17 protein-coding genes are annotated in these 21,154 nt (G+C 70.4%); 7 read left to right on the forward strand and 10 right to left on the reverse strand.

The genetic code is table 11. The annotated features are described in order from the left end of the window. Positions 1-61 precede the first annotated feature (61 nt). The gene (locus ACIOJD_RS26650) at positions 62-2,413 is read left to right on the forward strand and encodes a PQQ-binding-like beta-propeller repeat protein (RefSeq protein ID WP_401918155.1); all 2,352 of its coding nucleotides are present in this window, start codon (positions 62-64) and stop codon (positions 2,411-2,413) included. Here ACIOJD_RS26650 and ACIOJD_RS26655 read toward each other — a convergent pair. The 7 genes from ACIOJD_RS26655 to ACIOJD_RS26685 all read right to left on the reverse strand — a co-directional run bounded on the left by ACIOJD_RS26655 (position 2,397) and on the right by ACIOJD_RS26685 (position 10,540). Next, the gene (locus ACIOJD_RS26655) at positions 2,397-2,621 is read right to left on the reverse strand and encodes a type II toxin-antitoxin system VapB family antitoxin (protein ID WP_401918157.1); all 225 of its coding nucleotides are present in this window, start codon (positions 2,619-2,621) and stop codon (positions 2,397-2,399) included. The genes ACIOJD_RS26650 and ACIOJD_RS26655 overlap by 17 nt on opposite strands. Positions 2,622-2,659: 38 nt before the next feature. Beyond that, on the reverse strand, positions 2,660-3,898 hold the full coding sequence (locus ACIOJD_RS26660; protein ID WP_401918824.1) for a Cmx/CmrA family chloramphenicol efflux MFS transporter: 1,239 nt from the start codon (positions 3,896-3,898) through the stop codon (positions 2,660-2,662). Positions 3,899-4,117: 219 nt separating this feature from the next. Then, positions 4,118-4,783, reverse strand: a complete 666-nt coding sequence (locus ACIOJD_RS26665) for a hypothetical protein (RefSeq protein ID WP_401918159.1) — start codon at positions 4,781-4,783, stop codon at positions 4,118-4,120. Positions 4,784-4,916: 133 nt separating this feature from the next. Continuing rightward, positions 4,917-5,957, reverse strand: coding sequence for a TauD/TfdA family dioxygenase (locus ACIOJD_RS26670; protein ID WP_401918161.1), 1,041 nt, complete (start codon positions 5,955-5,957; stop codon positions 4,917-4,919). A 47-nt stretch (positions 5,958-6,004) separates the two neighbouring features. Continuing rightward, positions 6,005-7,351: a hypothetical protein gene (locus tag ACIOJD_RS26675; protein ID WP_401918163.1), complete on the reverse strand. Its 1,347-nt coding sequence runs from the start codon at positions 7,349-7,351 to the stop codon at positions 6,005-6,007. 731 nt (positions 7,352-8,082) lie between these two features. Then, positions 8,083-8,229, reverse strand: a complete 147-nt coding sequence (locus ACIOJD_RS26680) for a hypothetical protein (RefSeq protein WP_401918164.1) — start codon at positions 8,227-8,229, stop codon at positions 8,083-8,085. Positions 8,230-8,305: 76 nt separating this feature from the next. Next, positions 8,306-10,540, reverse strand: a complete 2,235-nt coding sequence (locus ACIOJD_RS26685; RefSeq protein WP_401918825.1) for a heavy metal translocating P-type ATPase — start codon at positions 10,538-10,540, stop codon at positions 8,306-8,308. A 326-nt stretch (positions 10,541-10,866) separates the two neighbouring features. Here ACIOJD_RS26685 and ACIOJD_RS26690 point away from each other — a divergent pair, with 326 nt between their 5' ends. Next, positions 10,867-11,571, forward strand: coding sequence for a copper homeostasis protein CutC (locus ACIOJD_RS26690; protein WP_401918166.1), 705 nt, complete (start codon positions 10,867-10,869; stop codon positions 11,569-11,571). 1 nt (position 11,572) lies between these two features. Here ACIOJD_RS26690 and ACIOJD_RS26695 read toward each other — a convergent pair whose 3' ends face one another. After that, positions 11,573-12,211: a TetR family transcriptional regulator gene (locus ACIOJD_RS26695; protein ID WP_401918167.1), complete on the reverse strand. Its 639-nt coding sequence runs from the start codon at positions 12,209-12,211 to the stop codon at positions 11,573-11,575. A gap of 124 nt (positions 12,212-12,335) precedes the next feature. Between ACIOJD_RS26695 and ACIOJD_RS26700 the strand changes: the two genes are divergently transcribed. Together ACIOJD_RS26700 and ACIOJD_RS26705 are read left to right on the forward strand one after the other, a co-directional pair. Further along, positions 12,336-12,773, forward strand: coding sequence for a nuclear transport factor 2 family protein (locus ACIOJD_RS26700; RefSeq protein WP_401918169.1), 438 nt, complete (start codon positions 12,336-12,338; stop codon positions 12,771-12,773). A 44-nt stretch (positions 12,774-12,817) separates the two neighbouring features. Next, a complete protein-coding gene (locus ACIOJD_RS26705) occupies positions 12,818-13,795 on the forward strand; it encodes an NmrA family NAD(P)-binding protein (RefSeq protein WP_401918170.1) in 978 nt (325 codons plus the stop codon). A 17-nt stretch (positions 13,796-13,812) separates the two neighbouring features. Here the strand turns inward: ACIOJD_RS26705 and ACIOJD_RS26710 are convergent, their stop codons facing one another. Further along, positions 13,813-15,951: a HelD family protein gene (locus ACIOJD_RS26710; RefSeq protein ID WP_401918171.1), complete on the reverse strand. Its 2,139-nt coding sequence runs from the start codon at positions 15,949-15,951 to the stop codon at positions 13,813-13,815. Positions 15,952-16,350: 399 nt separating this feature from the next. Here ACIOJD_RS26710 and ACIOJD_RS26715 point away from each other — a divergent pair, with 399 nt between their 5' ends. Both ACIOJD_RS26715 and ACIOJD_RS26720 read left to right on the forward strand, forming a co-directional pair. Beyond that, positions 16,351-16,557, forward strand: coding sequence for a hypothetical protein (locus ACIOJD_RS26715; RefSeq protein ID WP_401918173.1), 207 nt, complete (start codon positions 16,351-16,353; stop codon positions 16,555-16,557). 91 nt (positions 16,558-16,648) lie between these two features. Then, complete coding sequence (locus tag ACIOJD_RS26720) at positions 16,649-17,974, forward strand: glycosyltransferase 87 family protein (protein ID WP_401918175.1); 1,326 nt, start codon at positions 16,649-16,651, stop codon at positions 17,972-17,974. A gap of 4 nt (positions 17,975-17,978) precedes the next feature. Here the strand turns inward: ACIOJD_RS26720 and ACIOJD_RS26725 are convergent, their stop codons facing one another. Continuing rightward, complete coding sequence (locus tag ACIOJD_RS26725) at positions 17,979-19,628, reverse strand: DNA repair helicase XPB (RefSeq protein ID WP_401918176.1); 1,650 nt, start codon at positions 19,626-19,628, stop codon at positions 17,979-17,981. Positions 19,629-19,975: 347 nt separating this feature from the next. Here ACIOJD_RS26725 and ACIOJD_RS26730 point away from each other — a divergent pair, with 347 nt between their 5' ends. After that, positions 19,976-20,716 (forward strand): VanZ family protein, encoded by a 741-nt coding sequence (locus tag ACIOJD_RS26730; RefSeq protein ID WP_401918177.1) that lies wholly within the window; start codon positions 19,976-19,978, stop codon positions 20,714-20,716. The last annotated feature ends 438 nt before the right edge of the window (positions 20,717-21,154 follow it).

A 21,154-nucleotide genomic window follows, 5' to 3' on the forward strand; every position in this document is an offset into this window, starting at 1 on the left:
CTAGTCTGATTGCCGGAAATGGCCATGCCAGGCGCGAGGGAATCGGGGAGGGTGACCGGCGATGTCGCAGTCCGGCGATCCGGAGTCCACGTCCATGTCGTCGGTATCCATCGGCGGCTACGAACTGGTCGACCGGCTGGGCAGTGGCGGCATGGGAGTCGTCCACCTGGCCCGGTCCGCCTCCGGGCGGCAGGTCGCGGTGAAGGTCGTGCACCCGCAGTTCGCGATGGACGAGGAGTTCCGTACGCGCTTCCGGCAGGAGGTCGCGGCGGCCCGCAGGGTGAGCGGGGCGTTCACCGCCCCCGTGGTGGACGCCGACACGGAGGCCGAGCAGCCATGGATGGCGACGCTGTACGTGCCCGGCCGCACCCTGACCGAAGTCGTCAAGGCTGACGGCCCGCTGGCGGGTCCGGAGCTGCGCACACTGGGGCTGGGGCTGGTCGAGGCGCTGCGGGACATCCACCAGGCGGGCGTGGTGCACCGGGACCTGAAGCCCAGCAACGTACTGCTGGCCGAGGACGGGCCGCGCGTCATCGACTTCGGCATCTCGCGCGCGACCGACAACCAGACGCTCACCATCACCGGACGGGTGATCGGCACCCCGCCGTTCATGTCGCCGGAGCAGTTCACCGCGCCGAGGGACGTCACCGCCGCCTCGGACGTGTTCTCGCTCGGCTCGCTGCTGGTGTACGCGGCGACGGGCAACCGGCCGTTCGACGGGGCCAGCCCGTATCTGACGGGCTATCAGGTGATGTACGAGCCCCCGGTCCTGGACGACGTCCCGCACCCCCTCCGGAGCATCGCCGAACGCTGTCTGGAGAAGGAACCGGCCGCCCGGCCCGACCTCGCGGAGCTACGGGACCTGCTCCGTACGCTGCCGGACACCGCCGAGCCGCTCCCGCCGGGGGCTGCGGCCCTCGCGGAGTCCCGCCGCCAGGGCCCCCGGCCCCGCCCCGGCCTCTGGGACGGCCCCACGCAGGGCGGCCCCCACACGCAGGGCGGCCCCCACGCCCAGGACTCCCGGGGAACGGACGACGGGACAGCCACCCGGGGAACGGGCGACGGGACAGCCACCCGGGGAACGGGCGACGGGAAGGCCGAGGTCCGGACCGGTCGCGGACGTCGGGTGCGGCGGATCCTCATCAGCGTCACCGCGGCCCTGGCCGTCACCGGGCTGAGCGTCTTGGCCGTGAACCTCGCGTCCTACTGGGGCGCCACCCCGGCGCCACCCGCCGGGTCCGGGACCGCGGACGACGCGCGCCCCGCCGCGCTGCCGGCCGGCTGGCAGCCCTGGCGCACGAGCCTGACCCATCGCGCCGGGGACATCACCCCGCTCTTCTACGCGGAGTCCGGGTGTCTCCCGGAGTCGGACGCCCTGTACTGCGCCGGTACGGGCTTCACCGTCGCCAAGATCGACGCCGCCTCCGGCCGCGTCCTGTGGCGGGCCGGCACCAATCCGCAGGAGGTACGGCCCCTCGGCGTCCGGGACGGGCTCGTCCACGTCTACGAGCAGCCGGACGACGCGGTCGCCGGAAACAGGAACAACCAGATCGTGGCTCTGGACGCCGACACCGGGAAGGAGCGGTGGAGGCACAGCATCAGCGAGGACGACGCTCCCGCGCACCTGTTCAGCGGTGGCGTGCTGACGCTGTCGGCCTCCCAGAGCGAGTTCGTGGCCTACGGAACGTCGGGCGAGGAACTGTGGAGGTCCCCGGCGACGGCGTCGGACGGAAGTTCCTGCCTCCCGCGGGTGCTGGGTGATGTCCCGTACGGACTGTGCGAGTCGGGGGACGGCACCGGTACGGGCTCGCTCACCCTGCTGGGGCTCGACCCGTCCGACGGCACGCGGCGCGACCTCGCGAAGCTGCCCTCGATGGCGGAACCGCTCGGTGTCGTGGACGGCCGGCTCCTGTTCGCCGCCACGCAGAACCCGGAGGAGGCGGCGGATTCCTCGGGCACGCCGCCGTACACGGAACTGCTGCGGGTGGATCCGAAGAGCGGCGCCGTCAAGAAGGTGCCGCTGGCGGGAACGCCGAGCGGCACGGCCACCCTGGCGGACGGCGTCGTCTACTTCGCGGCGGAGAACGGAACGGTCACCGCGGTGGCGCCGGACGACGGCGAACAGCTGTGGCGCAAGGCGACGGAAACGGAGAGCCTGTCGCCACCGGTGGTGTCGGCGACGTACAACAGCGTCTACTTCACCAACCGCTTCGGCCGCCTGCTGGCGCTGAACCGCGAGACCGGGGCGGAACAGTGGCACACGGCCGCGCCGACCGGCCTGCGGGACATAGCGGGAAACACACCGAGCGTGGTGCTGATCAAGGACGCGATCGTGGCGGTGGCGGGCGATACGGCCTTCTCCGTACGGCCTGACCGCCCTGACCGCCCTGACCGTCCTACGGACCCGAAGTGATCGGGTGGTTCCGGGGACCGGTGCTCTCGATGATCTCGCTGAAGTCGAACTCGCCTGCGTCCATGGCGTCGAAGCCCTCCTGCCGCAGGTGCGGCTTGACGGCGTCCTCCCTGGCGAGCCGCACGGCTTCAGCCTTTGTGCCGGCTCCGAAGATACGCATGGCCTCGGCCACCATCGTCTCGTCGAGGTCGATCACTGTCCTGGACACGCGGGTCTCCTCGAGGTCCTCAGTTTCGGGGCAGTCCTTCAGGCGTTGGGCAGCGGGCATTCGGGGCGGTTGGACGGCGCCGATGCCGATGCCGATGCCGGTGCCGAGCTGGTGACGATCTTGCTGGCGGCCGCCCTGCGGTGGAAGCGCAGTGACAGTGTCGTCAGGGCGATCGCGAGGGCCGTCATCGCAGCCCCCGCCCAGGCCGTCGACGCGAAGCCGAAGTCCGCGTCGATCACGGCGCCGCCGAGCCAGGGGCCGCCCGTGTTGCCCAGGTTGAAGGCGGCGGTGGTGGTGGCTCCGGCGAGAGTGGGGGCGGCGGAGGCGATGTTGAAGATACGGGCGTTGAGGGCCGGGCCCGTGTAGAAGGCGGAGACGCCGAGGAGGAAGGTCACCGTGACGACGGCGAGCTGGTTCGACGCGGTGAGCGCCAGGACGACGAGCAGGACCGTCGACGCGGTGATGCCACTGATCAGGACGCCGAAGAGATGCGCGTCCGCGTACCGGCCGCCGATCGCCGTACCGATCAGCGCGCCGAGGCCGAACAGCCCGAGCACGGTCGGGACCCAGCCGTCGTCCAGCCCGGCCACGTCGGTGAGCAGCGGGGCGAGGTAGGAGAACGCGCAGAAGACACCGCCCGCGGCCAGTGCGGTGACGGCGACGGCGAGCCAGACCTGACGGTCGCGGAAGATGGTCAACTCCCGTGTGAGCCGCGGCTTCTCGTCGGGCAGCGGGATGCGCGGGATCAGTGTCAGTACGCCGCCCAGTGCGATGGCGGAGGCCACCGCGACGGCCCAGAACGCGGAGCGCCAGCCGAAGTGTTCGCCGAGGAAGGCACCGGCCGGGACGCCGAGTACATTCGCGATGGAGAGTCCGCCGAGCATCACCGCCATGGCGCGGGCACGGGTGCCCAGCGGAACCATGGCCATCGCGACGGCCGCGCCGATCGCCCAGAAACCGGCGCAGGCGAGCGCGCTGATCACACGGGACGCGAAGAGCACCTCGTACGTCGGGGCGAGCGCGCCCGCGACCTGGCCGAGGCCGAAGACCGCGATCAGCGCGATCAGGGTGGTACGGCGGGGCAGGCGCAGGGTCGCCACGGCGAGCAGCGGGGCGCCGATCACCATGCCGATCGCGAAGGCGGAGATGAGGAGTCCGGCGGTGGGGATGGACACGTTCATGTCGTCGGCGAGGGGCGGCAGCAGGCCGGAGAGCATGAACTCACTCGTACCGAGCGCGAAGACCGAGAGACCCAGGACGTAGACGGCCACCGGCATACGGGCGGGTGCGGGAGCGGGTACGGACGCGCGTGCGGGAGCGGGTACGGACGCGCGTGCGGGAGCGGGTACGGACGCGCGTGCGGGTGGCGTGAGTATGGGTGCGGGGACGGCGTCGGCGGGCGCGGGTGGGCGTCGATCGGCGGAGTCGGGCATGTCAGATGTCAACGCCGGTGCCGATGGCCGAATTCCTGGTGAACGGACTGGTCGGCACGGCGATCAGCCGGTGAGCAGGGCGAGTTCGGACGCGAGATTCCGGCGCGCGGGCGCCTCCCACCGCTGGGTGCCGTACGGGGTACGGAACAGGCTTGGCAGGGCCAGCAGTTGTTCCAGCACGGCCGCTCGGCCCGTACGGAACGCTTCGTCGGGGACGAAGCCGTACTCCTCGCGTACGGCGGCCGTGTAGGCGGCGTACGCGTCGGGGGCCGAGGCCAGGATCGCCAGGTCGGCGTCGCAGAGCACGGCGCCGTTGCGGTCGCCGGGCTCGGCGGCGTGGGTGGTGGTGAGGCGGACGAGCCGGGCGACCTCGCGCGTACCGTCGTCGCTCAGACCCGCCTCGGCCAGGGCGCGTTCGGCGAGGCGGGCGGAGCGTTCCTCGTTCTCGGAGCGGTCGGGGCGGTAGACGGCGTCGTGGAACCAGGCGGCGAGGCGTACGAGTTCGGGGTCGTCGGCGTACTCGGCGAGGGTGTCGATGTGGTCCAGGACGGCGGTCAGGTGATCGGTGGTGTGGTAGCGCCGCTGCGGCTCGGCCCAGCGGGCGAGGAGGTTGTCGGCGTACGGGTACGGGTCGGCGGACGGTGACGGATCCGCGGACGGGGATTCGGCGTCGCGGAGGAGCGCGTGCAGCGTCGCGGCGAACCGGCTGCGCAGGTCGGGGGCGGTCATACGACGACGATAGCGAGCGCGTTCAGGACCCCGCAGACCCCGCAGACCCCGCAGGCCCCCGAACTCCTGGGCTCCGGGCCCCCGGACCCCTGGGGCCCGGGAGCCCCAGGGGTCCGCTCGAAGCGGTTCGGCGTCAGTGCGATGGCGCCGGCTGCGGCGTCGATTCGTCGAAGAGGCTGATCACTCGGCCTTCCGCACCACTGCGGAAGCGGCGGCTGCGACGTAGATCCCGTACGACCGTCAGCTTGCGCATCCAGCGATCAGTCCCGTCGTAGCGGGCCTGGAACGTCCCGCGACCGTGCAGTGCGCGGAAGTTGTCCACCAGCAGCAGATCGCCTTCCGCGAGGCACAAGACGGTGGCCCGCTCGGCGAGTTGCGCGCAGAACGCATCGAGTTCCGCCTTGGCCTGTGCATCTCCGGGCAAAGCCTCGGTGTACGGGACGTCGATGCGCAGATAGGGCGATTGGCGTGATCCGAAGAGCAGGGGACTCGCCTCACTCGCCACCTCCGACTCACCGCCCGTCCTCCGCAGATGCTCGGAGTCGGGCTTGATCAGGAAGCGCGGTGAGAAGAGCACATCGAGATCCAGACGTGAGAAGTCCAGGTCCGTAGCCGTCACGATCGTGTTGGTGACCTTGTCGTGGTTCCTCAGACAGAGCAGGGCCAGTGCGTCGCACCGGTCGTCGCTGAAGCAGTCCTCGACATGCAGTTCCAGGTCCGCTTCACTGCTGTGGCCTGTCTGCCGGTGCTCCTGTCCGGCTATCGGCAACACGTCGTTGAACAGCCGTCCGTCCTGGAGGCTGGACCAGGCTATGGGGTCGCCCAGTCTGGACGTGGTCAACGCCAGCCATATGTCCTGGCGAACGGTCGCCCTCGGATCACGCTCCTTCCAGTGGCGGGGCGTCGGGAGTTCCGCCTCCCCCACTGGGCCGTTGCGGATCACCAGAGCCGCGACCGACTCGGAGTACTTCAAGTCGTCCACAGCGTCGAGCACTTCGGCGGGGAGATTCGAGGCATGGTGGGCGGCCTGCCTCAGAAACACCGGATCGTCAGCCGTCTCGAACTTGCCGGACAGATCGTCCAGCAGTGTCCCGCATTCCAGGGCCGCCTGCCCGGTGAGTGTCATCTCCCGTAATCCGCTGTGCGGCTTCTGAATTCCCCTGACGTTTTCCACTCTCGTCTCCTGTGTCGTACTGTCCTTTTTGCGGCTCGCAGTGACCTTCAATGCGGTGCTGCGGTGTGGATGATCTCCCGCAGGAGTTGCCTCCATGGCTGCGGGTCGAATGAGCGCAGGACCTGTTCCTTGTCCCGCTTCATCATTTCCCGTACCAGAGGGTCACCTTCGGAATTACGAACCATCAGATCCACCAGCCTTTCGGCGGCGGTTGTCAGTTCCTCGGTGTTCGTGATCCTGACGCAGCCGCTCCGTGCGCCATAGATGTCCTCGAAGCAGGCGTAGTCGGTGACGGCGCAAGGAACTTCCGAAATGGCCGCGAGGGCCGGCCCGAGACCGACGCTCTCGACATCGGTTGTGTTCGGGGTGAAGAGCACGGCTCCGCCGCCGGCCCGGCACAGCCGCAGCAGATCGACCTCGTCGAGGTGCCATCGGAGCCCTGCGTCCTGATGACTCGACAGAGGTACCCCGTCCAGAAAGACGACATCGTCCTGCACATTCATCTGCCGGGCGGTATGAACAACCTCTTCGGCGTACGGCGGGTCCTCGTCCAGGCTGCCGAAGACGAGTAGCTGCGGAACGGGAAGACTCCGCGTCTCGCAGATCCTCTTGATCTCCGCGAACATACGGACGGATATCTCGACGCCTTTGACCTGGAAGACGCGCACAGGAACGAGCAACAGCGGTCTGTCCGAGGACAGCCCTCGTTGTTCACAGAAGGCCTCGTGTCGTCCTTCCAGCTCCCAGGATCCCAATGCCGGAAGCACGTTCGGCACTGTCATGGCGCTCAGCTCGGTCGGATACTCGGCGGCTTCCAGCGCCAGTCCTGGTGACACGACCGCCCATCGGTGGCAAGGGCCGGATCCCGGCAGCGGGGTGAACTGATTCGGTTCCGGCGGGTACACGCGGGTCCCCTCTTCGAAGACCGCGTAGCTGCCGAAGAGATCGTGGTCCCAGAAGAGCACACCGCCCCGGGCACCGGCCGGCCACCGCCGGGCCGCTGCCCTGTGCAGGGCCAGCGTCACCGGAACGGCGTCGGAGAGCGTCATGTTGACGGCGCAGACCCAGTCGACGTCATGCTCCTCGAACCATTCGGTGAAGTAGTCCTCGTAGGGCTTGGCGATCGACTCCACGAGGCGCCAGACATCCGCGGATTCACTTTCGTCCAGGCTGTCCGCGCGAGCCACGGCACCACGTACCGTGGTGAGCGCGTCTTCAAGTTCGTCCCTCGCCAAGTCCAGGGGAACGACAGTGCTGACGGACATCCATTCGGGATACCCGCCGTCCTCGCATCCCCGAGGGAAGAAGTTCTTCTTGTCGGGCCGCCAGGAGAAGCCGAGGTCCGCGACGACCGGAAGCGCCAGGGTGTTGTTCGGGAACTCTGCCTCCAGCACGTTCCTGAAGATGGTGAGCAGGCCACTCACCGGGAGTCCGTCCCCTGAAATCAGAGCTAATTTCATTGGAATCCCCTCATTCCTGCCGAAATCAACGAAGTAAACCTGGGTGCATGAGAGCGGTCTCAGCTCGATGCGTTTGCCACTCGGTCAATGGGAATTCCCCCCCGGACGACCACGAAATGAGACCAGTGCACGTAACAGCGAGCGAAGAACTGCGCGTGGAGCAGGAGCGGCAAAACAGCGCCTGAGGCAAGTTCGTCAAAGTTACGCGTGCGATTCAAAGGCTGTCAAGAGAGTCATGCCCATGGCATGCGTCGGCCGTCACTTGATCCCAAAAGGGATATTTCCCCGGGGGAGGCTCCTGTAGATAGCGCGACATTCGCGCCGTATCGCTGGTCACCCTTGCTCGCGCCCGCCGCCTACGAGCAAAGAATCGGATCGCAAATCCGACCACCTGCTGGAGAGGTCATCGTTAAGTCCAGAACCCCTCTTCAATTCTCTGGTGATTTTGTTAGTGATTCTGTTGTAGGGGAACAGTGAGCCTTTTCGGCGTGGCCACCGATCGGGTGCCGGTGGCAGGGCGAGGGTGAGTCCGCAACGGACAAGCCCCCGGCGCCATTGAGCTGTCCGGCAGAACGCGGAGGCTGTTCAGCCGCTACGGCGGCGTGCTGGGCCGGCAACGAGTTCGGCCCGGCCGGAGTGCCAGGTCGACTCGACACTTCCTCCCGTCAGCGGTCGTGGCCCGCAGTGGCGGGGAGAGCGTTGTCGATGAGGACGGCGGTGATGGCGGCGGCGGTGGGGAAGGCATCGGCGTCGAGGACCCGGGTGCGGGCCGCGGCGCCATCGATGAGCAGCGCGAGCTGCTCGCTCGTCACGTCACTTTGGTCGCCAAAGCTGTCCTCACCCTGGAGAGGCAACGCTGAAAACGCTCGGTGATGGCACGGACAGGGCCTAGGAAGCCTTGAAGCCGCGCAGCCGCAGCGAGTTGCCGACGACGAAGACCGACGAGAACGCCATCGCCGCGCCCGCGATCATCGGGCTGAGGAACCCCGCCGCCGCGAGGGGCAGGGCGGCGACGTTGTAGCCGAAGGCCCAGAAGAGGTTGCCCTTGATCGTGCCGAGGGTGCGGCGGGCGAGGCGGATGGCGTCGGCGGCGGCGCGCAGGTCGCCCCGTACGAGTGTCAGGTCACCCGCCTCGATGGCGGCGTCGGTGCCGGTGCCCATGGCGAGACCCAGGTCGGCCTGGGCGAGGGCGGCGGCGTCGTTGACGCCGTCGCCGACCATGGCGACGGACCGGCCCTCGGCCTGGAGCTTCTTGATGACGTCGACCTTGTCCTGGGGCATGACCTCCGCGATGACCTGGCCGGCATCGATCCCGACCTCGGCGGCGACGGCTTCGGCGACGGTCCTGTTGTCGCCGGTGAGCAGGATCGGGGTCATCCCGAGGGCGCGCAGCCGCCGGATGGCCTCCGGGCTGGTCTCCTTCACCGCGTCGGCGACTTCGAGGACGGCCCGCGCCTCGCCGTCCCAGGCCACGGCGATCGCCGTACGGCCCGCTGCCTCCGCCTCCGTCTTCTTGCGCTCCAGCGCCTCCGGGAGACGGATCTCCCACTGCGCGAGCAGCTTGGCCCGGCCCACGAGGACGGCGTGGCCCTCGACCACGCCCTGGACGCCGAGGCCGGGGACGTTCGCGAAGTCCTCGGGGACCGGCAGCGTGCCGACGCGCTCGGCGGCGCCTTCCGCGACGGCGCGGGCGATCGGGTGCTCGGAGGCGTGCTCCAGGGCGCCCGCCAGCCGCAGTACCTCGGTCTCCTCCGTTCCCGCGGAGCTGTGCGTGGACAGGAGTGTCATGCGGCCGGTGGTGACCGTGCCGGTCTTGTCGAGGACGATCGTGTCCGCACGGCGGGTGGACTCCAGCACCTCGGGCCCCTTGATCAGGATGCCGAGTTGGGCGCCGCGTCCGGTGCCGACCATGAGGGCGGTCGGGGTGGCCAGGCCGAGGGCGCACGGGCAGGCGATGATCAGCACGGCCACGGCGGCGGTGAAGGCGGCGGTCAGGTCCGCGCCGATGGCGAGCCAGACGCCGAGCGTGCCGAGCGCGAGGACGATCACCACCGGTACGAACACGGCGGAGATCCGGTCGGCGAGGCGCTGGGCCGCGGCCTTTCCGTTCTGGGCGTCCTCGACCATGCGGGCCATGCGGGCGAGTTGGGTGTCCGAGCCGATACGGGTGGCCTCGACGACGATCCGGCCGCCCGCGTTGAGCGTGGCACCGGTGACCGGGTCGCCGACGGAGACCTCCACCGGGACGGACTCGCCGGTGAGCATCGAGGCGTCGATGGCGGAGGAGCCCTCGATGACGGTGCCGTCGGTGGCGATCTTCTCGCCGGGCCGTACGAGGAAGGTGTCCCCGACCCGCAACCGCGAGGTGGGCACGGTGACCTCGCGGCCGTCGCGCAGGACGGTGACGTGCTTGGCGCCCAGCTCCAGCAGCGTGCGGAGGGCGGCTCCGGCCTTGCGCTTGGAGCGGGCCTCGAAGTAGCGGCCGGCCAGGATGAAGGCCGTGACTCCGGCGGCGGCTTCGAGGTAGATGTTCCCGGAGCCGTCGGTGCGCGCGATGGTCAGCTCGAACGGGTGGACCATGCCGGTCATGCCCGCCGTACCGAAGAACAGCGCCCAGAGCGACCAGAGGAACGCGGCCGACGTGCCGACCGAGATCAGGGTGTCCATCGTCGCCGCGCCGTGGCGGGCGTTGACCCAGGCGGCGCGGTGGAACGGCCAGCCGGCGTACGTGACGACGGGCGCGGCGAGGGTCAGGGACAGCCACTGCCAGTTGTCGAACTGGAGGGCCGGGATCATGGCCATCGCGATGACCGGTACGGAGAGGATGACGGCGGTGGTGAGCCGCTGGCGCAGAGGCCGGAGTTCGGCGTCCTCCGCGTCCTCGGCGGCCCCTGCGGTTTCTGTCTCCTCCGCGTCCCGGTCGTCGGGTTCCGGGTGCCGGGGAGCGGGCTCCTGGGCGGTGTAGCCGGTGGCTTCGACGGTGGCGATGAGGTCCTGTACGGCGACGTCCGCGCCGCGATAGCTGACCTTGGCCTTCTCGGTGGCGTAGTTGACGGTGGCCTCGACCCCGTCCATGCGGTTGAGCTTCTTCTCGATGCGGGCCGCGCAGGAGGCGCAGGTCATGCCGCCGATGACGAGCTCGACCTCGGCGGCTGGTGAGCCGGTGTGCGCGCCGGTGTGCGAGTCGGCGTGAGCGCCGGTGGTCCCGGAGGGGCTCATGGCTGACGGCTCCTTCTCATCGTCATCGAGGGTATCGACGTATGCGTCATCCTACCCCCTAGGGGTATTGCCTGGACTTCATGTATACCCCCCATGGGTATCTAGGGCAAGGGTGGTCGTGGCTCCTGGAGGGGTGCGGGTGGGGGCGGCGCGGTGCCTCATTGCCGGGCTCGCGGTGTCCCCGTAGGCTTGAATATTGGACTAGACCTGTACTCGATGAATGAGGTCCCATGAGCAAGCGTGCAGTCCTGGAGGTGATCGCTCTCGACGCGGAGGACGCGATCGCCGCCCGCAGTGGTGGCGCTGACCGTCTTGAGCTGGTCACCGACATGGCGGCGGACGGACTGACCCCGTCCCGCGAGACCTTCGCGAAGATCCGTACCGCCGTGGACATTCCGCTGCGAGTGATGCTGCGGCTGTCGGACGGATTCACGGTGGACGGGTCCGGCGGGGTGGACGCCCTGGTGGGCGCGGCGCGGGGGATGCGGGCCGAGGGCGCGGACGAGTTCGTGTTCGGTTTCCTCGACGCGGACGGGACGCCGGACCTGGTGACGGTGGAACGGCTGATCGCGGAGCTGGACGGCTGCCGGTGGACCTTCCACCGGGCGATCGACCGCGCGGCCGACCGGGGCGCACTGCGCAAGCGGCTCGCGGACCTGCCGGGGCTGGACACGTACCTCACGGCGGGATCGGCGGCGGGCGTGGACGACGGCATGCCGACGCTGCTGAGGGAAGCGGCGGCGGCCGACCAGGGCGAGGCGGGCTACGGGCCGCGGATGCTCGTCGGCGGTGGCCTCCGGCTGGACCACCTGCCGAGGCTGCTGGCGGCAGGGGTGGACGGGTTCCACATCGGGGGCGCGGCCAGGGTGAGGGGCTGGGAAGGGGCGGTTTCGGTGGGGGCGGTACGGGAGTGGCGCGAGGCGCTCGACGCCTGAGTCAGGCCGGCTCCCCGCCCAGGACCCTGGCCGCGAAATCCGCCAGCCGCGCCCTCATGTCCTCGGGCGTCATGCCCCCGAGGCCGGGGTCGGTGAGGTGTTCCACGAGGTCCGCGCGGGTGGCGGCCAGCAGGGCGTGCGCGGTGAAGTCGCTGTCGGCCAGGCCCGGTACGCGGCCCAGTGTGTCCCGCAGGGTGCCGTGCCACCACGCGTAGTGCGCCGCCTGGTACGGGCTGCCGCTGCCCGCCTCCTCCAGGGCCAGGGAGAGGTGGCGGTTGTCGAGCTTGAAGCGCAGTACGGCGTCGAGCAGGGCCGGTACGCGCCTCCGCGGCGGGGTGTCCGGGCCGAGCGGTTCCGGTCCGGTCTCGATGGCCCGGCGCAGGGGCTCGATCCGGGTCTCGAAGACCGCGCGGATCAGGCCGGTGCGGTCGCCGAACCGGCGGAAGAGCGTGCCCTTGCCGACGCCGGCCGCCGCCGCGATGTCGTCCATGGAGACGCTCCGGGGGCTGTCACCGCGGGCGAAGAGATCGTCGGCAGCCGTCAGGACGGCCTCGCGGTTGCGCAGCGCGTCAGCGCGCTCCTTGCGTTCCTTGGGCTCCGCGCGCTCCTTGCGCTCCTTGCGCTCCCTGTGCTCGGTCATGGGCTCTCCCTGGTCATGGATCACTCACCGGCGCTGTTGCGAAGTGGACCGCCGGTCCATATATTCAAACGGACCGACGGTCCACATTGTAGGGCCTGGAACCGCCGAGACACGGAGCACCCTGATGACGACGACCGAAGAACGTCTGGCACCGGCGGACCTGTACCGCCACGGAATGCGGCTGCTGGTGGACAAGGACATCGACGGCTGGGTCGCCCTGTGGGACGACAACGGGGTCATCGAGTTCCCCTTCGCCCCGAGGGGCTTCCCCCGGAGGGTGGAGGGCAGGGCGGCGATCGCCGACTACATGGCGGACTACCCCGATCACGTCGACCTCCAGCAGGTCCCGTACCTGGAGATCCACCGCACCGACAACCCGGAGACGATCGTGGCCGAGATGCGCACCACGGGCCGGATCGTGGCCACGGACGCGCCGTACGAGATGTCGTACATCGCCGTGGTGACGGTCAAGGACGGACGCATCACGCACTACCGCGACTACTGGAATCCGCTCGGGGTCCCGGCCTCCGTGGACGAGGCCAAATCGTCGTCCACGGCGTGAACGTGAAAGCGGATCAGTCGGAGCAGGGGAGAGGGAAAGGGAAGATGACCGACCACAAGGCCACCGTTCTGGTCACCGGAGCCACGGGCAACACCGGCAGTCGCGTCGCGGCCCGGCTCGCCGCGCTCGGACACACCGTCAAGGCCGCCACCCGCCACCGTGCCGAGACCGCCACGCGTCACCCCGCCACCGCACAGGACGACGGCCTACGGGACAGCGCGCAGGACGACGGCCTACGGGACAGCGCGCAGAACGCCGTCCGGCCCGTGCGCTTCGACTGGGACGACCCGGCCACCTTCGACGGCGCCCTGCGCGGCACGGACCGGATCTACCTCGTACCGCCGATCGGTGCCACCGACCCCGCCGCCGTCATGCTGCCCTTCCTGGCGCGGGCCCGTGCGACCGGTGTGCGGCGGGTGGTTCTCCTGAGCAGCTCGGCGATCCCCGCCGGGGGACCCGCCGTCGGCCAGGTGCACGAAGCCCTCGCCGGAATGCCCGGCGAGTGGGCGGTGCTGCGGCCGTCGTGGTTCATGCAGAACTTCACCGGCCCCCGGCAGCACGCGGACACCATCCGGCGCGACGACGTCATCATGACCGCGACCGACGAAGGCCGCGTGGGGTTCATCGACGCGGACGACATCGCCGCCGTCGCCGTACACGCCCTCACCGACGAGACGGCGCCCAACACCGACCTGGTGATCACCGGCCCGCAGGCGCTGAGTTACGCCGAGGTCGCCGCCACGGTCGGCCACGTCACCGGCAGGCCCGTGCGCCACCGGCCGCTCACCTACGAGCAGATGCGCGACCGCCTCGCCGTCGGCATCCCCGCGGAGTTCGCGGCGCTGCTGGCCGGCCTGGACCGGGCCATCGCGGAGGGGGCCGAGGACCGCGTCACCCCTACGGTCGAAGAGGTCACCGGCCGCCCGCCACGGTCCTTCGCCGACTTCGCGGCAGCCCACGCCGCCGACTGGACCCCGCACCCGCCCTCGGAAGCCGGAGGCGCGTTGGGAGGCGCGTTGTAGGGGTGCGCGCCGAAGGCTCAGCCGAGCGGGTCCGCGGTGGCGTCGTCCCCCAACGCCCGCGGCAGCGGCGCCGAGTGCAGCACGATCAGACCCGAGACCGCCCGGGTGAGGGCCACGTACAGGCGCCGAAGGCCCGTCCGTTCGTCCGGTTCGCCGGACACCACCGCCGCCGGTTCGTCCAGGACCACGTAGTCGTACTCCAAGCCCTTCGCCAGCGACGCGGGGACCAGCGTCAGCCGGGACGCGGCCGTCGTCTCCTGGCCGGGGGAGAGGTGCGGCATCCCCGCCGCCGTCAGCGCCTGCGCCAGGGCCGGGATCCTGGCGTCCGCCGCGATCAGGCCGATCGAGCCCTCGTGCGCCAGGGATTCCGCGCACGCCGCCACCACCGCATCGTCCAGCGCGGCGGTTCCGTCCGGGGAGACTGTTTCCCGTACCTCCAGCGAGCCCGGCGACTCCCGTACCGACGCCACCTCCGCCAGCCCCGGAGAGATCGACGGCAGTAGCCTCGACGCGTACGCGATCACCTCGCGCGGCACGCGGAAGCCCGCCGTCAACTCCTCCACCAGCGCGTCCGACTTCCCCAGGTGCCGCAGCGCCTGAGCCCAACTCGACGTCGCCCAGGGCGTCGTCCCCTGCGCCAGGTCGCCCAGCACCGTCGCCGAACCGGTCGAGCAGCGGCGGCCGACCGCGCGGTACTGCATGGGGGACAGGTCCTGGGCCTCGTCGAGCACCACATGCCCCAGGGAGTGCGTACGGGCGACCAGATCACCCGCCTCGTCGATCAGAACCGCGTCCGCCGGCGACCATTTCACCGATCTCACGCTCCGGGCCGGCTTCGCCCACAGGATCGTCGCCTGCTCGTCGGGCGTCAGCAGGCCCTCCGCGTGCGTGGCCAGGAACTCCGCGTCGGAGAGCAGCCGCAGCACCAGTTTCGCCGGATCGACCGGCGGCCACACGGACTTCACGGCCGCCTTCACCGCCGCGTTGCGCGCCACCGCGTCCTGCACCCGGTCGTCGGGCGCCTCGCCGGCCTCCTCCATCCGTACCAGGACGGCGTGCGCGATGCGCTGCGGCAGGGCCTCGCGCGCGGCGCCGTAGCGCATGTCCCGCGCCAGCAACTGCCGGACCATCTCTTCGAGTTCGTACGCCGGAACCCGCCAGCGGCGCGAGCCCCGTACGACCACCACCGGCTCGGTCGGCAGCGTCACATGCGCCCGCACGGCCCGCCGCAGCACCTCCGCCATACGGGCGTCGCCCTTGATGACGGCGGCGGGCACGGGGTCCGTCCCCCGCACCTCCACCGAGGCGACGAGGTCGTCCACCGTGGACTGCTTGACCTCCAACTCACCCAGGGTCGGCAGGACTTGCTCGATGTAGTGGAGGAAGGACGCGTTCGGTCCGATGACCAGGGTGCCGGTACGCGCCAGCCGGTCGCGGTGCGCGTACAGCAGATACGCGACCCGGTGCAGGCCGACGGCGGTCTTACCGGTGCCGGGACCGCCCTGCACGCAGACCGTCCCGCCGAGGTCGCTCCGTACGATCTCGTCCTGCTCGGGCTGGATCGTCGCGACGATGTCCCGCATGGGGCCGACGCGAGGGCGTTCGATCTCGGCCTGGAGCAGCTTGCTGGACCGCTCGGCCTCGGCGGGGTCGGAGAGGTGCTCGTCCTCGTACGCGGTGAGGTCACCGGCCGTGTAGCCGAAGCGCCTGCGCAGGCCGACGTCCAGCGGATCCGACTTCGAGGCCCGGTAGAACGGCTGCGAGACGGGCGCGCGCCAGTCGATGACCATGGGATCGCCATCGGCGTCATGGACATGGCGCCGGCCGATGTAGAAGCGCTCGCCCTCGGCGCCCTCGGCCTCCGCGCCGCCCACACGGTGCAGGTAGTCGAGGCGGCCGAAGAAGAGCGGGGTGTGGGAGAGATCGGCGAGCGCCTTCACACGCTCCTCGATCTGGGCCTCCAGTACGGCGGCGTTGACCCAGTTCGCGGTGACATCGCGGATGTCGAGCGCCTGGACGTCCTCGCGCATGGCGCGCAGGGCGGAGCGGGAAGCGCCGAGGTGGGCGCGCTCGCGCGCGAGCGGATCGGGGTCGGTGCCGTCGGCCGTGGTGGTCGGGGCGGTCGTCGTGTCGGGTTCAGGGGCGTGCGCGGGCACGGTGTTGCCTCCGGGACTGGCTGTACACAGGCCGACGGGCCGCACCCCGTCGGGCGACGGGCGGCGGTGTCCGGGCGGCGTGGATCAGGTCATGACGGTCGGCCGTCCGGTTTCCGTCCGGACGGCGGCGCTCCGCAGGACTTCGGAATGACTCGTCCAGGGAGGCGGGCAAGGTGGGAGATTGTAGCCAGTAGGTGATGAACAGGCGAATGAGTTTCGCCGTCCTCGCCGTCCTCGCCGTCCTCGCCGTCGTCCCTCTTCTCCCCTGCCTCCCCCTGCCTCTCCCTGACGCCTCCTCCTTCCAGGGGACGGCCATGAGCCGCGAGATGTACGACGGCTCACAGCGGGTTCACACCGCAGGGCGATGTGCCCACAAGGTACGGAAACGATCCTGGACACATGACCACAGCGACCTTCACCCCGGCCCACGCCCCGCACGACGCGCACCGTACGGGCGCGTCCGCCATGGGCTCCGCATCCCACTCCGCCGCCTCCGCCCACTCCGTCGGCAACGCGCTGCGCGCGCTCACGGTGTTCTTCACGGCCGCGTTCAGCGTCGCCGTCCTCGGGGAGTACGGCGAGGAGGCGGGCATCAAGCGCCACTGAACCTCTGAGCGGCCCTTCGGGCCGGTCCGTCCCAGCCACACCGAGCCGTATCCCCGATCCGCCGATTTCCCGATCCACTAGGGTCGCGGCCGTGACCTACCGGACCGTGACTCCCCGCTCACTGACCGCAGCGGGTGTACTCGCCCTGTCGCTCGCCGCCCTCGCCGTCCTCTGCGTCGCCCGGGGCATCCCAGCGGCCGACGCGCTCGTCTACCGGGCGGAAGGCGCGGCCGTCGTCGACGGAACCGACGTCTACGGGTTCACCGTCACCGGGCGCCAACTGCCCGCCGCCCACCCGCCGTTCGCCGCCATCCTCTTCGTACCGACCACCTGGCTGCCCGTCGGCGCTCTCAAGGTGGTCCTCGTCGCCGGGAACGCCGCGCTGCTGGCCCTGTTCGTACGGCTCTCACAGCGATTCGCCGGACTGCCCGCCGAGCGGAACGCACGGCGGTCGCCTGGACGGCCGACCGAACGACCCCCTGGACCATTCGCCGGGCCCGTGCCGCTCCTGGCCCCCGTGGCCGTCGCCGTCGCCGTCGCCTTCGGGCTCTGGCTCGAACCCGTCTTCCAGACCGTCCTCTTCGGGCAGGTCACCCTCGCCCTCGCCTGCCTCGTCCTGTGGGACCTGTCGCGTCCCGAGCACGCGCTCGGCAAGGGCTTCGCCCTCGGTATCGCGGCAGGCGTCACGCTGACCCCGGCCGTCTTCATCGGGTACCTGCTGCTGACCGGCCGCGTACGGTCCGGGCTGACCGCCCTCGCCTCCCTCACCGGCACCGTGCTGCTCGGGGCGCTCGTACTCCCGGCGGCCAGCGGCGAGTTCTGGACGCGCCGCGTCTTCGAGGCCGGCCGGGCCGGTGAGACGTGGATCGTCGACAACCAGTCACTGCGCGGGCTGTTCGCACGCGTCCTGCACACCCCGGACCCGGGCGCGGTGTGGGCCGTCGCCGCCCTGGTCACGGCCGTCTGCGGGCTGTGGGCCGCCCGCAGGGCCTTCGTACGGGCCGGATCGGAGCCCTGGGGCGTGCTGGCCGCCGCGCTGACCGCGCTGCTCGTCTCGCCGGTCAGCTGGTCGCACCACTGGGTGTGGTGCGTACCGCTGCTGGCGGTACTGATCGCGGAGGCCAGGTTCCGTACGGCCGTCACGGTCGGGGTGGTCTGGACGGCGCGCAGCTTCTGGGCCGTACCGCACGGGGGCGCGCTGGAGCTGCGACTGGCCTGGTGGCAGCAGCCGTTGGCTTCGCCGTACGCGCTGGCCGCGGTGGGGCTGCTGGCCGTCACCGCGTGGCGCACACGCGCGGGAACGACGGCAGGGGCGGGGACGGGCGGCAGCCGCCCACCGGCCGAGGCGTCAACCGCCGGACAGGCCCTGGCCGCCCGCCGGCTTCGGCCTCAGCTGTCGGAGCTGTCCGCCGACTGACGCGTCAGCCCTCGGAGCTGTCCGCCAGCAGTTCGTCCGCGTCCACGATCCGGTACGCGTACCCCTGCTCCGCCAGGAACCGCTGCCGGTGCGCAGCGAAGTCCTGGTCGATGGTGTCGCGGGCGACGACCGAGTAGAAGCGCGCCTCGTGGCCGTCCGCCTTCGGGCGCAGCACCCGGCCCAGCCGCTGGGCCTCCTCCTGGCGGGAGCCGAACGTACCCGAGACCTGGATCGCGACCGTCGCCTCGGGCAGGTCGATCGAGAAGTTCGCGACCTTCGAGACGACCAGCACCGAGATCTCGCCCTGCCGGAACGCGTCGAAGAGCTTCTCGCGCTGCGCGTTGCTCGTCTCGCCCTTGATGACCGGGGCGTCCAGATGTTCGCCGAGTTCGTCGAGCTGGTCGATGTACTGGCCGATGACCAGGGTCTGCTGGCCCTGGTGCTTCCGTACCAGCGCCTCCGTCACCTTCCGCTTGGTCGCCGTCGTCGCGCAGAAGCGGTACTTCTCCTCCGCCTCGGCCGTCGCGTACGCGAGACGCTCGCTGTCGGTGAGGTTGACCCGTACCTCGACACAGTCCGCCGGGGCGATGTAGCCCTGTGCCTCGATCTCCTTCCACGGCGCGTCGAACCGCTTCGGCCCGATCAGCGAGAAGACGTCCGACTCGCGACCGTCCTCCCGTACGAGCGTCGCCGTCAGCCCGAGCCGGCGCCGGGCCTGGAGATCGGCGGTGAACTTGAAGACGGGCGCGGGCAGCAGATGCACCTCGTCGTAGATGACCAGGCCCCAGTCGCGGGAGTCGAACAGCTCCAGGTGCGGATAGATGCCCTTACGGCGGGTCGTCAGCACCTGGTACGTGGCGATGGTGACCGGGCGGATCTCCTTGCGCGTACCGCTGTACTCGCCGATCTCCTCCTCGGTCAGCGACGTACGCTTCACCAGCTCGTGCTTCCACTGGCGGGCCGAGACCGTATTGGTCACCAGGATCAGCGTCGTCGCCTTGGCCTGCGCCATCGCACCGGCCCCGACCAGCGTCTTTCCCGCCCCACAGGGCAGCACGACCACGCCCGACCCCCCGTGCCAGAACCCCTCGACGGCCTGCTTCTGGTATGGGCGCAGCGACCAGTCGGCCTCGTCCAGCTCGATGGCGTGCGCCTCGCCGTCCACGTACCCCGCGAGGTCCTCGGCGGGCCAGCCCAGCTTGAGCAGCGTCTGCTTGATCTGGCCCCGCTCGGAGGGGTGCACGGCGACGGTGTCCGGGTCGATCCGCGCCCCGACCAGCGGCTGGACCTTCTTGGAACGGAGGATCTCCTCCAGGACGGGACGGTCGGTGCAGGTCAGCACGAGCCCGTGGACGGGGTGCTTGGAGAGGGTGAGCCGGCCGTAACGGGCCATCGTCTCGGCGACATCCACGAGCAGGGCGTGCGGCACGGGATACCGCGAGAACTCCACGAGCGCGTCGACCACCTGCTCGGCGTCGTGCCCGGCGGCGCGGGCGTTCCACAGGCCGAGCGGGGTGAGCCGGTAGGTGTGGATGTGCTCGGGGGCGCGCTCCAGCTCGGCGAACGGCGCGATGGCGCGACGGCAGGCGTCGGCCTGCTCGTGGTCGACTTCGAGCAGCAACGTCTTGTCGCTCTGGACGATCAGGCAGGACACACATTCCTCCAGGAATAGGGTCGTCGCGTGACAGGAACCTCACCTGTCACGGCACGGCGGCATGCCCGTGCTCGACGCCGGAAGGGTGTCCCGGCAGGCGCGCCGGGAACGCGCGCCGCCTTCTATGGTCGCCTATCGCGCGACGGCTCGGAGAAGGGATTCTCCGAGCCGCCCGTGAGGCCGTGCCCTGGCGCGTTGTGCGGCCCGTTGTGCGGCCCGTTGTGCGGTCCGTTGTGCGGGGCCGCTCCGGTCCGCCGTACGAGGCCGTGTCCCGGCTCGCGACGGCGAAGTCGCCCCGTGTTCGTCTTCTGCGGCGTATCCGGGCGGGGTCGGGGCACCTGCGTTCTATGACGGCTGAAACGCAAAGTTCCGAGCGGCGCGAGCAGGCTCCGGCGGGTGTCCCATGGCGCCGGACCGTCCTGCGGATCCTCATATTGACGGCGGCCTTCGTCGCCCTGACGGCCTTCTCGGCGGTGCTGGCCGGACTGACCCTGACACCGTCCCCGGCCTCCGCGGGGATCGCGGGGGCCAACCTCACGCCGGGGCGTTCGCTGCGGCAGTACGCGGAGGACTACAGCTTCCTCGCCGCGTGCAAGCAGGCCGGCGGCAACGTGTTGATGGGAACGCCGTTCGGGCTGATCCTGCCCGTGCTCGTACCGCGCAGGATGCGCATGGTGCGGGTCGTGCTGCTGACCGCGCTGGTGATGGCGATGGTGGAGCTGGCCCAGGGCGCGATGGTCGAGGGGCGTGCCTTCGATGTGGACGACGTGATCCTGAACACGAGCGGCGCGCTGATCGCGTATGTGCTGCTGGGGCGGATCATCGGGCGGCGCTTCCACGCGCTGGCGGAGCGGGGGCCGGGCGCGGAGCCCGGACGGGCCGCGCCGGAGCCGAAGGCGAAGGCGCAGCCGGTGTCCCGGGCGCAGCCGAAGCGGACGTCGAAGGCCAAGGCGAAGCCGCAGTCGAAGCCGCAGTCGAAGCCGAAGGCCAAGCCGAAGTCGTTGACCAAGCCCACGCCGAAGGCGAAGGCGGCCGGGCGTTTTGCGCGGCTGGGTGGGGAGTACCGGCCGGCTTGGCTGCGTCGCTGAATCCCTGACGGCGCGGTGTGTGGTGGGTGCGGGTGCCGGGGCCTCCGGAGGCGCATGTCCGGACGGCATGATTTACGGCGCGTGCGGGTCTCGTATCTGGGTGCGGGCCGGTGTGCGCCACACATCACGCTTCAGTGTCCGGACACGCACCTCCTGCACCCCCGGCCCCCTCCCGCCGGTGACCCGCGAGGCCCCGGGCGAGGGCCGTCGGCCACCGTCTTCGGCGCCCGGTTCGTCGTCCAGCAGCACTTCCAAGAGACCGACCAGTTCAGCGGCGCGGGGAGTGTGTTCCGGTCCCGGACATGCCCCCTGAGCTGGGATTGGTGCGATTCAACGCCGTCTTTTGGAACCGAAATTGCTGAGACAGAACCAAGACATTCATAGGATCATTTCAGGATCGAATCGGCCCTAGTGTCATCGGTGTCAGCAGGAAACACC

This window comes from Streptomyces sp. NPDC088116, from assembly GCF_044741745.1.
Taxonomy (GTDB): domain Bacteria; phylum Actinomycetota; class Actinomycetes; order Streptomycetales; family Streptomycetaceae; genus Streptomyces.